A 12,191-nucleotide genomic window follows, 5' to 3' on the forward strand; every position below is an offset into this window, starting at 1 on the left:
CGAAAGTAAGCCCCATGTTCCACTCAATCGTCATATAACTGTCATGGAGCATTCTTAGGGTACTTAGTCATTAACTTAGCACTTACTTCACACTCCTATTGACTGCTTAATTGATTGGAAAATAAATGAAAATTAAAACCGCGTACTCTTCTCTTACACTTGCCTGCGTAGCGGCGCTAGGTCTTAGCGTTGCGTCGCCTGCTTTAGCGGCGGATGGTGTCATTATTGGTTCAGTAAAAGACGCCGCCAAAGCACGCAGCTATACAGGCGCACAAATTAGAATTGTTGAGCTAGGACTTGTGACCGAAGCTGGCAGAGACGGCACGTTTCGCTTCCCTTCTATTCCTGAAGGCACTTATACTTTAGAAATCTCTTATCTTGGTGAAGACACAGTCACGCAAACGATTAACGTGACAGACAATGGTATTGCCCGCGCTGCCGTCGAATTTGGTAGCGGCGATACCATCGATGAGATTCTGGTGCGCGGCCAACGAAGCGGACAGGCAAGCGCCATTAACCAGCAACGCGTATCTGACCGTATCTCGTCTATTGTTTCGGCAGACGCTATTGGTCAATTTCCTGATCAGAATGCTGCGGAATCGCTACAACGTCTGCCCGGTCTTTCTATAGAACGTGACCAAGGCGAAGGTCGCTTTGTAGGAATTCGCGGTATCGACCCAAACCTTAATAACGTAACCATCAACGGGCTAAATATTCCCTCGCCGGAGTCAGGCGTACGCTCTGTTGCCCTTGACGTTATTCCCTCAGAACTTATTCAAACTTTAGAAGTATCGAAATCTGTAACCCCAGATATGGATGGCGACGCCATTGGTGGCTCGGTGGCGGTAAAAAGTGTAAGTGCATTCGATAAAGCCCGTGACACCGCAAGCGTTACTGTACAAGCAAGTCAAAATGACTTAGTGGATAAAACCAGTCCAAAGCTGTCTGGCACCTTTACTAAAAAGCTTTCATCTGAATGGGGTGTTGCCGGCGCTATCTCTTACTTTGACAGAGACTTTGGTTCAGATAACGTTGAAAGTAACGGTGATGACGAGTTGGAGCAGCGTGACTACACAATTACTCGCGAGCGTTTAGGTAGTGCGCTGAACATTGATTTTCGCCCCGACTTCAACAACCAGTATTTCCTTCGCACACTTTACAGCGAATTTTCTGATGACGAATACCGTCAAGGCAACATTTTCACTTTCGACGGTGAAGACTCGGAAATAGAAAGAGAAAGTAAAGATCGTTACGAAAGCCAGAGCATTTTTACTGTGGCACTAGGTGGTGAGCACCAGTTAGAAACCTGGAGAGCAAACTGGCAACTTGGTTATGCAAAGTCTGATGAAGACGAACCAGACGCTTTGTATTATGTATTTAAAACAGAAAACGACAGCATTGATGCTGATCTAAACACCATGCGCCCAACGGTTTCACAAAACGCTGATGCCATGGACTTATCTACCTACGAGGTAGATGAAATCAGTTTTGAAGATAACTACACCAAAGATACCGAAACCAGTATTAAATTTGACGCATCACGCCCTGTTAACCTGGGTGGATACATTGGTGAATTCAAATTCGGTTCAAAATACCGCAGCCGAGAAAAAGACAGAGACAGCAGCATCACGATTTTTGATGGTGACTTTGACGGGCTAGATGCCTCTCAGTTTGGTACTGCTAGCCCAGAGTATGCACTCGATAATTTCGGGCCAGGGCTTAATCGCGGCGTAATGCGCAGCTACTTTAACGATAACCGCTCAAGCCTTGAAGTAGACAGCCTTAATTCAGAAGTTGAATCTCGCGGTGCCACATATGTAAACGAAGAAGATATTTTTGCAGCCTACGTAATGGGCAGCGTTGATATTGAAAAGCTTCACTTGGTTGCCGGTGTTCGCTATGAGCGCACCGACTTTTCAACGTCAGGCATGCGCGTAGAGCTTGTTGAAAACGAACAAACTGATGTAGAAGAAGTGGTCAACACACCATGGGAAGCTGAGCGCGATTATGACTACTGGCTACCGAGTGTAAACGCCAGATATACGTTTTCTGACAAGCTACAGCTTCGTGCCGCCTACACGCAAACCATTTCACGTCCAAAATTTGAAGATGTGGCTGCGTTTCAAATTATCGAAAGTAAAACCGAAGAAGACGATGGCGTTTTCGTTACGGAACGTGAGGCAGAAGTGGGCAACCCAGAACTTCAACCTTATGAAGCGCAAAACGTTGATTTGTCAGTTGAATACTACCCTGGTGACATTGGTGTAATTTCAGCAGGATTGTTCTATAAAAATATCGACAACTTTGTTGTGTATGCCGATGTTGCAGGTACCACTGGCTGGGAAGGTTTTGAAGAAGTTATTCAGCCAATAAATGGAGACTCTGCCGATTTAACGGGCTTAGAACTGTCTTGGGTCAAAGCCTTTAACAACGGGTTTATTGTATCTGCGAACGCAACGTTCACGGACTCTGAAGCCACCACATTCTTAGACGGTGAAACTTTCGAAACTCAGTTACCTAACCAGTCAGATCGCATTGGCAACTTAACCATTGGTTACGAAGCGAATGATTTCAGTGTACGACTTGCTACTACGTATAAAAGTGAAAACTTCGAAGAAATTGACGGTGATATGCTGAGGTTTGAAGATGACCATGTACAAATTGATTTCATGGCCCGCTATTACATTAACGACAGCATGCAGGTGTATTTCAACGGCATAAACCTAGGTGACGAGCCTTTCTATAACTACTTTGATACACGCAGTCAAAACGCGCAGTACGAAGAGTATGGCCGTACCTTTGAGCTAGGTTTCACTTGGCAGCTTAACTAGTCACTTTTATTTGTTGTTATTATTCAGATGTTCGCAAGCTTCTAACATGGGGCTTGCGTCATCTGCTTTTGAGAGTTTTTCATGCACGGTTTACCCACACTCGCCCCAACGACAAAGCCAACATTCGCAACTCTGTTTGCGATTGCGTTTTGTTTCACCTTTTGCCTTACCTCAGAACTTGTAAAGGCAGAGCAAACAAGCCCCGCTTACTCCGCGGCAAAAACTGACGTAGCTATTGAAAATGCGAAGGCTACCAACGAGCAGTATTCACACAATTATTATGTGCACACCACTATTGAAGGTTTATCGGTACCGGATGACGCGGTTTCTTTTTTAACGTTAGGTGATTGGGGCCGCAACGGCCACTTTTATCAAAAACACGTTGCTAAATGGCTAGATATTGCAAGTTACCAACTAGACGCAGAATTTATCGCAACCACCGGCGATAACTTCTACGACAATGGTGTTGCCTCAGTTGACGACCCTTACTGGCTGTCTTCTTACGAAAACATTTATCATCAACCTCATTTATTCATCGACTGGTACCCTGTGTTGGGTAACCATGACTATCGCGGAAACTGGCAGGCGCAAATAGATTACAGCACTAAGAGTCGACGTTGGGAAATGCCGGCGCAGTATTACAGTAAGACTTTAAAGCTTGACGATGGAAGCTCAGTTCTCTTGTTGTTTATCGATACGTCTCCGCTAAACCCCGACTATGCAGGCGAAGCTAAATACCAGGAAGCTTACTCACAAGGGGCATCTAAACAGCTTGATTGGATAAATACTATGTTAGGCAACGATCAACACACCTGGAAAGTTGTCATAGGCCATCATCCACTTTATTCAAGTGGTAAACGCTACGGTAAAACAGACGCTATCAAAGACGTGTTAGAACCGATTTTTCACGAACATGGCGTGAACCTTTACATTGCCGGGCACGAGCACGATCTTCAACACAACCAATTACCCGGGGATGACCTAGTGCACGTAGTGTCCGGTGGCGGCTCAGAAGTGCGCCCTGTTAGTCACTACGACTTTACACAATTCGCAAAATCGACCGGCGGCTTTGTCAGTGTGAGTATGACAGCTAAAAACATCTTCCTTAATTACATCGATCACTATGGGAAGACGATTTACACCCACACAATGAATAAAGCCAGTAAAGCGTCTTCGACGACCACGATTCAGGATCAATAATGACAATGGATAACAAAAAAACAAAAGGGCTACACCGAGCAGTAGCAAAGACCGTCGTTTTTACCGGTGCTCTAGCCGCACTCTTTAGCTGTGCAGCTCAAAATGCAACAGCCACAAAAAGCCAAATCGAGCCTACAGGCACTGTACTTACGCTTACACATCTTAAAAAAGGTTTTGAGCAAACACTTTATTACCAAAACATTGATCAAGCTAACGCTTACAAAGACACCCATGCTAACAGCACAAAAAACACAGCGCTTACAAAGACACCCATGCCAGCAGCGTCTTACAATGACACCCATGGCAATCATGCGCTCAAGGTAGCGTCGTCAAAGAAAAGTCACTCTTACAAAGACACCCATGCTATTGACCTTCAAATAAACGAGCATAAAGGCATTTCACTTACTAACCGCCAAGGTAAAACTCAATTTATTGAAGGCAGCTACGCGTTTGCCCACGCTGAAGTAGCTAACTCTACGAACAAACAATGGGTGTCTTTGGTAGTGTTTAATAACAACACGCAACATATTGAAGCGTATCGCATATCTGTTGACACCCTGGCAGTGCAACAGCAGCTTAGCCAACCCGCCAAAGGCTCTGAGGCCATTTGCGCAGCAATGAGTGCGCAAGGACACCCTCACATTATCAATGTGGATGCCACAGGCACCCTTAATCAATATGAACTGCACCATGATGAGTTTTTATCGCTACGCAGTTTCGCCATAGGCCCTGGCATTAAAAGTTGCAGTGTTGACCTAGAAACACAAAACATCTATTTAGCGGACGAGTTCGCCGGGGTATGGAAGATTAACGCCCATATAGAAAGTGAGTTAGAGAAAACGCTTATCTTTCATGACGCAGATACACCAGTAGAAGGCGTGAGCGTCTTACCCTCTACAACCCTAAATTCAAATAGCGGCCTTGTCGGTTGGGTAAGCCCAGATAAAAGCGGCGTATGGCTTCAAAGTCAATGTCATGCTGAGTTCGTAACTTTGATGCGCGATGAAGATGGGACCGCAGAAAGCATAGAACCTGAATTTATTCAGTTAGCTACTTTTGCAAATGAAGAAGGGCAAGGAATCTCTGTGGTAGTCGATGATGATGCATCGGGCAGGGTTTATTCTGTAGAACTGCCGGCTAGTTTGGCCGCCGCATATTTTAACGATGGGTGTCTTGCTAAAAAAGACGATGACACTCAAAACGGTTCCGAAACTTCTGCCCAACATAAGGTGGCCACTGTTTTACCCTTAGCGCAAACTCAGCCTGTGCAAAACTATGGTGATGCAGCTGACGACCCTGCTATTTGGGTTAACTCACAGGCCCCTTCAGAAAGTCGCATAGTTGGCACCGACAAAAAAGGCGCATTGAATACCTACGATCTTACCGGCAAGCAACTTCAGAGCCTGCCGATAGGAAGAGTTAATAACGTTGATGTTGGGTACCGGGTTGCGGTAAACACTGTGAACATCGGCAGTAAAAATGAGTTTACTGATATTGCCGTTGCTTCCAACCGAACACATAACAGCTTGTCTGTTTTGGAGATAGATCATAACGGCAACCTCGCCCATTTAGGTGAGATTAAAACAACGCTTAGCGACATTTATGGTATGTGCCTTTTTGTCAATAACGGTATAGCTCATGTATTTGCGAACGATACCAGTGGTCGCTTCGAGCGATATGAATTATCAATCAACCAAGGCAAAGCAGTCGAAGGAAAGTTAAGTCAGAGCTTCTCTCTTCCCTCACAGCCTGAGGGCTGCGTGGTAGACACCAATACTGCTTACCTTGGTGAAGAGGCCGCAGGCATCTGGGCGCTGGATATCAGCTCTACTGATAATACACCTACATTTATTTCAGCAATAACACCACCGGTTGAAGCTGATGTAGAGGGCTTGGCACTATTTACCGTTGATGACAAGAAATACCTCATTGCATCAAGTCAGGGCAATAACAGCTACGCCATCTATCATATAGATGAAGAAAACCCTGAAACGTTAACATTTATGGGGCTAATTAAAATTGCTGCTGACAAGGCAAAACAAATTGACGGGGTATCGGAAACTGACGGGCTAGAAGCAACAAATGCCAACCTTGGCGGTGCTTTTACTGAAGGACTGTGGGTAGTACAAGATGGCCGAAACGTAATGCCAAGCCAAAAGCAAAACTTTAAACTTGTCGCAGGTACAACGCTAAAAAACGCAATAAGAGATTTAGTAAACAGACAAGGTTAAAGGCACATGGTGTGAGTAACCATCAACACCCACGCCGATAATAGAGAAAGGGGGAAGTTTAAAGCTTAACCTCTCCCTTTACTCTCAAAACTTGCTGACTTATCGCTGTAGTTTAATTGCGCTTAAGGTTGCATTGCCTTAAACATCGCAAATACCCCCTTAGATTTTGCAGACAGCCTTAGGTTTTGCAGACAAGCTTACATAGGCAGCGCAAAATCTAATGTCAACTAGCCTGCTCGCTGATAACCATCATTTAATTGAACGTCAATGGCGCGAAGCACAGCTGTTCGGTTAATTGAGCCTAAAAGCACACCATCATCATCTACTACCGGGTAAACCCGCGGCTTCTCTTTAAGCAGCAATTGCGCTAGCTCTATCACAGACATGTAAGGTTTAACCGAAACCACCGGCGTTTTCATGATTTCCCCGACCCTACAAATTTGTTCGCGATAGTAGCTTGAGGCTATCATTTGAGCGATACAGTCTTGCTCGGATAAAAAGCCCACGACCTTTCCCTTTACATCAAGCACTGGCCCACCACTTTGCCCACTGGCTAACAACGCTTCGACAGCCTGCGCAACGGGCATATCGACATTAAGCTTCACTGGGTGAGTATTCATATAATCACTGACTTGCAACGATTCCATTTTCAATTCTCCAGCCGTGGCGCCTAATGTGACCGATACTGCGACTTATTGGGCGTTACGGCACTTCAATTATTATTAACCACATGTGAAAGCAATTTTCCCCCACACTTTAAGATTAGACCTTTCGTTGCCTACAAGCCAGCGCATTTAACATTAAAATAACAAATGTTTTTTGCAGTGGTTAGTCTTTGTAGATTGCGACTTTCACATTGCCATTTACATCAATGCTCGCGCGGTACATTCCCGCTGAATTAAACGGCATTGCAACGTTACCTTTTGCGTCAATAGCAATTACACCACCATCACCACCAGCTTTCACTAGCACGTCGTTCACCACGGTATTCGCAGCGTCGTTTAACGACAAACCTTGGTACTTCATCCGCGCGCAGATATCTGCTGCTACGTTGTATCGTATAAAATACTCACCATGCCCAGTAGCCGATACCGCACAGCTTTCATTGTCGGCATAGGTGCCAGCACCAATCACCGGTGAATCACCAATACGCCCGTATCGTTTAGCCGTCATTCCGCCGGTGGATGTTCCGGCCACAATGTTGCCCTCGCCATCTAGTACCACCGCCCCTACGGTTCCAAAGCGCTCGTTGCCCTGCTGTAAACCATAACCATTTGAAGCCTGCTCCATACGGGCTTTCGCTTTATCTAGAGCCTGCTTGCGAAACTCAGTATCGAAAACCGAATTGTCCACCTGCTCAAGGCCATTCTCTTTGGCATAATCTTCAGCCCCTTCACCGGAAAGCATAACGTGTGGAGATTCATTCATTACCAGCAGCGCTGCTTCTATTGGGCTTCGAATTGTCTTAACACCCGCAACCGCACCTGCGTTTTTACTTCCGCCATGCATAATAGACGCGTCAAGTTCATGCTCGCCGTCAAAGGTATACACAGCACCAATGCCCGCGTTAAACAAAGGTGAGCTTTCAAGAATTTTAATGGTTTCAACCACCGCAACTTCACCTTTTACACCGTCTTGCAGCAAGGTATAACCGTGTTGTACTGCTTGCGTTAACACCTTTTTATACGCCGCTTCTTTTTCAGCCGTCATCGAAGACTTTAAAATAGTGCCGGCTCCGCCATGAATGGCGATGGCAACCCGTGAGCTTTCTTGGTGAGTATCAGCCGCTGATGCGTTAGCACTAACGAGCGTTAGCGAAGCTACTAAGGCACTGATTACACATAAGGTATTTCGAGTTTTATTGGACTGATGAAAAATGCGAGGAAGGTTCAAACGGTTAACTCCTTTAAAAGTTATAAAACACCGCTTAGTTCCGTGGCAGATGAAACCAACACAAACGAGCGATGTGATTATCGTATTTATAGCGAATTAAGATGACACACTAAAAGATGATAATCTAGGCTACTTCAAGAAGTTCTAAAAAGGTATTAAGATCGTCGCCGATAGATGGAAGCAACGCCTTTACTTTCTCCCAATCAGCTACTTTTGATAACTCCCAAAGTGATTCAAAATCTTTTCTCAGCTGCACGGCACCTATATCAGCAGACATTCCTTTGAGTTTAAGCGACAGAATTTGTATTTGTGAAAAGTCTTGATTCTCAACAGCCCTTTCTAAAAGTTTAAATTTTTCAGGTGCGCTTTGAGAATAGAGCTCACAAACCCGAGAAAATAAAGCTTTATCACCCATAATTCGTGCTATAGCATCCTCTTTTTCCCAACAGTCATTGCTTATTTTATTCGTTTGCTCGTTAGAAATACTTTCCTGCTCACCTAACGCGTCACTAGGCTCAGAACGAACAGGAGCATCAGTGCTTTCGTGTGAATCGATTATTTCATTCATAGACTCAGTACTGTGCGCTAAATCTCTATCAATAGCGCCAAGCAAGCTGTCTACTAAGGGGGGCCACGACGCGCTATTACTTGTTTTATCAGCGGGTTCTGAATAAGAAGTTTTGGTGCGCTCAGCGCTTTGTGAATCAATATCTGAATTTTCAAGCTCGGTGCCAGCCACCTTGGTAACTTGATTTACTAGCCACTGCCTGACTTTTGGGATAAGTACATCTGCAATAACCGGTTTAGTGGCAAAGTCGTCCATCCCTGCTCCTAAGCACTTTTCCTTCTCGCCCAGCATAGCGTTTGCTGTCATCGCTATAATGGGGACATCGGCATGCATTGCTCCAGCTTTTCCCTCTCGAATAGCACGAGTCGCCTCGTAACCATTCATTTTAGGCATTTGGCAATCCATTAAAACACTGTGAATACGACGCCCTTTTTCATCGCATTTACGCAGAAAAGCAACGACTTCTTCACCGTCTGCGCAGGTATATAATTTACAAGGTAAACACTCTAGTACGCCCTTAGCCACTTCCCTATTTATCATATTGTCATCAACGATAAGTAAGCGAGTATTTTCAATTGAAATGTGTGATTTAATATGGTCTTCAGCCCAATTTTCGGCTTGTGGTGCACGACTAAGGCTGTCTTCAGTGGTGACTTTTTTAATCAAACCACCATACTTAACAACATCTAACCCTTGCTTTACCGTTATAAACGTAGAGCGGAAAAGGGGTTTAGGTAGGTACAAAGGCGTCAAATGCGTAAACGCATAGGGTGCCCCCTCTAGCTTTTGAAGAATATAAACCACGGGCATTTTGCTAACCTTTCCGCTCTTTTCATTTCGCTCCCATTCTCTGTCTATTTCACCAATTAAAGCGCTGGATTCATCAAGTAAAAGTACATTGTAATCTTGCCACTGAATAGCACTAGCGGGCCCATCTAAGACTTCAGAAGTAGCGCCTACATACTCAGCAAGTTTACATATGTGCGCTTGCAGCGGTAAATAAGCAGATGAAACGCCAACTTTAACGTTACTAAGAAGTGACTTCTCGTCTTGTTCAATTTTGTCAGAACTTGCTTCATTGTCCGATGTAGTATCGGGAAGTGAAATGTAAAACGAAAACTTACTCCCCGTTCCTAACTCCGACTCAAAGGTAATATCCCCACCTAATAATTGGCATAACTGCTTGCAAATAGATAGTCCTAGCCCTGTACCGCCGTATTGTGTCGCCACTGAGGCATCGGCCTGGGTGAACGCTGAAAAAAGCTTGGGCTGATTGTCTTTTGCTATACCAACACCTGTATCTTCAACACTGAAATGTAACTGCAGAACGTCAGACACCGATTCGCTTAAAAACAGAGTAAGTTTAACGTGCCCTGTTTTGGTAAACTTAATCGCATTGTTAAGTAGGTTACTCAATACTTGGTTAATTCTGTGAGGATCTGAGTTAATTTCTATCCTGGGTACTTCTGAGGTATCCACCAGTAACTCTAGTCCTTTGCTTGCCGCTTTAATAGCGAACACTTTAGCAATAGACTCGATAAGAGAGAGTATTTCGAAATTTTGCTGGTTAATATCCAGTTTACCCGCCTCTATTTTTGAAAGATCTAGTACATCATTTATAAGCACGTTTAAGTTGTTACAGCTGATTTCCATCATGGAGACCAGTTGCTCAGCCTTCTCGTTAAGCGGTTGGCGTTTTAATAAAGCTAAAGAGCCCACTACCCCGTTGAGGGGCGTGCGCATTTCATGACTGATATTAGAAATGAATGAACTCTTCACCTTACTTGCTTTACGCGCTTCTTGTGTTGCCTCAACCAACTCTTTTGTTCTACTTACCACTTTCTCTTCAAGTTTTAAGTTGACTCGCTCAATGGCATCTTTCGCTTTTTGTTCATCCGTAATGTCTCTAATTACTACAGCTACGCCAGAAAACTGTGAATGCTCTCCCCATATCGTTGAGGTAGTTATCAATAGTGAACGCGCATTTTTATCATCATCGACATAAGGCGTGGTGAAAGTAACTTGCTTGCCACCTCTAACAAGCTCGTCCTCTAACCTTGATAAGGATAGTGGTTCGAAAGATGAATAATGCTGATTGAGGATTATCTGGGAGGGGATCCCAAAAAGGGACTCCGCAGCTTTGTTCCAACTTTTGACAATACCCGTAGAATCCACACTAAAAATGGCATCTTTTGAAATATCCACAATAGCAGCTGATTCACCACGCACTTTGGCTAGCTCAATATTCTTTTTATTACTGCGATAAACAAAAAGCAGAATGCTTACAAAGATGATAGAGATGACACCAATCACGCTGTAAACGCTCAGCCGCTTTTCATTTATCAGCGCACTCACTTGAGATTGCGGTAGTAAAATGTGCAAGTAAAAGCCTGAGCCCTGACCTTTCGCTCCTAGTGTGAACGCCCTTGAAACAGCGTAATGTACGCTCTGGCTTTCATTTTTGGAGGTAATCTTTCCGCGCCCGTTGAATTGAGATACTGAGAATTCGCTTTGCCACGTTACAGACGGGTTTAAGTCTTTAGAAAAGGATTTTTGGCTATCGGGATGTACTACAAAATAGCCATCACGGTCAGTGACATAGAGCGACTGGTTGCTCGTTAAGGATTGGGTCATTTGAGAAAGCATGTACTGCGCGTTAACGTTCATAATTAACATTCCGTAACGCTCGCCACTTTCACTAAAGATTGGTAAGGAAAGCCGAATGACGCTTTTGTAGGGGTATTCTAATTTTCCATATTCCCGATTCAAGTTGATATCGGAAATGTAAAATTGTCCTTTATTACTTTTAGCGCTTTCAATGAAATAATTGCGTGTTGCTTTCGTCTGTAAATCAGTATTGCTGGCGATTAAAACACTCCCGCCCTCGCGCTCGACCCTTAAGAACTCGTTCCCTTCTTCGTCTACCTTAATGACCCTTAACTGATCGATTTCTGTGTTATTTTCGATAAAAGCGACAAATATAGTTTCTAAGCGATGCTTCCACTGTTTAAGCGTAGTGCCATCTTTAGGGTCTAACTTATTGTTCTGCGTAGCTCTAACTATTCCGCTTATCGGCGGCGTTTGGTGCAAAAAATTAAGGGCGTTGAGATGTTTGACTAGCTGTGTTTCGGCGACATTTTCCACGCTTAATGCGCTTTTCTCTAAGGCCTCAAACGCCTGACTCTCCGCCGTCGCTTTTATACTGCTTTCAAACAAACTAACAACCAACACAATCAGTAAGGTAGCAAGCACAGTAGCCAATATAAAGGTACTTTTAGCTTCGTTAAACGCTGGTTTAGATGGAAGGACTGACAAGCCAATAATTTCCGTATAACTTGTAATAACCTAAAACTAGTCAGAGATGGTTTGTTTCGCAAGTTTACAGTCTAAAATTTTTATATAAAAACAAACGATAAAACCGTAAGTTACAACGTCACTCTAGCCTTTCGAATGTCTGAATTATTGGGT

Annotated in this window: 6 protein-coding genes; 3 read left to right on the top strand and 3 right to left on the bottom strand. The window is 44.2% G+C overall.

The annotated features are described in order from the left end of the window. Nucleotides 1-125: 125 nt before the first annotated feature. The 3 genes from ACXACS_RS13645 to ACXACS_RS13655 all read left to right on the top strand — a co-directional run bounded on the left by ACXACS_RS13645 (nt 126) and on the right by ACXACS_RS13655 (nt 6,262). Nucleotides 126-2,831 carry a TonB-dependent receptor gene (locus tag ACXACS_RS13645; RefSeq protein WP_474807322.1) on the top strand — a complete coding sequence of 902 codons (2,706 nt, stop codon included), beginning with the start codon at nt 126-128 and terminating at the stop codon, nt 2,829-2,831. Nucleotides 2,832-2,912: 81 nt separating this feature from the next. Further along, the gene (locus tag ACXACS_RS13650; RefSeq protein ID WP_474807323.1) at nt 2,913-4,031 is read left to right on the top strand and encodes a metallophosphoesterase; all 1,119 of its coding nucleotides are present in this window, start codon (nt 2,913-2,915) and stop codon (nt 4,029-4,031) included. 5 nt (nt 4,032-4,036) lie between these two features. Further along, the gene (locus ACXACS_RS13655) at nt 4,037-6,262 is read left to right on the top strand and encodes a phytase (protein ID WP_474807325.1); all 2,226 of its coding nucleotides are present in this window, start codon (nt 4,037-4,039) and stop codon (nt 6,260-6,262) included. Nucleotides 6,263-6,489: 227 nt separating this feature from the next. On the opposite strand, the gene ACXACS_RS13660 is transcribed toward ACXACS_RS13655, so the two are convergent. From ACXACS_RS13660 to ACXACS_RS13670, 3 genes are all read right to left on the bottom strand, one after another. Beyond that, the gene (locus ACXACS_RS13660) at nt 6,490-6,909 is read right to left on the bottom strand and encodes a CBS domain-containing protein (RefSeq protein WP_474807327.1); all 420 of its coding nucleotides are present in this window, start codon (nt 6,907-6,909) and stop codon (nt 6,490-6,492) included. Nucleotides 6,910-7,090: 181 nt separating this feature from the next. Next, nucleotides 7,091-8,155 (bottom strand): isoaspartyl peptidase/L-asparaginase family protein, encoded by a 1,065-nt coding sequence (locus ACXACS_RS13665; protein ID WP_474807329.1) that lies wholly within the window; start codon nt 8,153-8,155, stop codon nt 7,091-7,093. 124 nt (nt 8,156-8,279) lie between these two features. After that, nucleotides 8,280-12,038: an ATP-binding protein gene (locus tag ACXACS_RS13670; protein WP_474807331.1), complete on the bottom strand. Its 3,759-nt coding sequence runs from the start codon at nt 12,036-12,038 to the stop codon at nt 8,280-8,282. Nucleotides 12,039-12,191 lie beyond the last annotated feature (153 nt).

The sequence above is a fragment of the Alteromonas sp. AWM4_230 genome (genome assembly GCF_056158305.1).

Bases quoted from the DNA above. Each gene is read 5' to 3' on its own strand.
- ACXACS_RS13645 (WP_474807322.1), top strand. From the start codon at position 126: ATGAAAATTAAAACCGCGTACTCTTCTCTTACACTTGCCTGCGTAGCG.
- ACXACS_RS13650 (WP_474807323.1), top strand. From the start codon at position 2,913: ATGCACGGTTTACCCACACTCGCCCCAACGACAAAGCCAACATTCGCA.
- ACXACS_RS13655 (WP_474807325.1), top strand. From the start codon at position 4,037: ATGGATAACAAAAAAACAAAAGGGCTACACCGAGCAGTAGCAAAGACC.
- ACXACS_RS13660 (WP_474807327.1), bottom strand. From the start codon at position 6,909: ATGGAATCGTTGCAAGTCAGTGATTATATGAATACTCACCCAGTGAAG.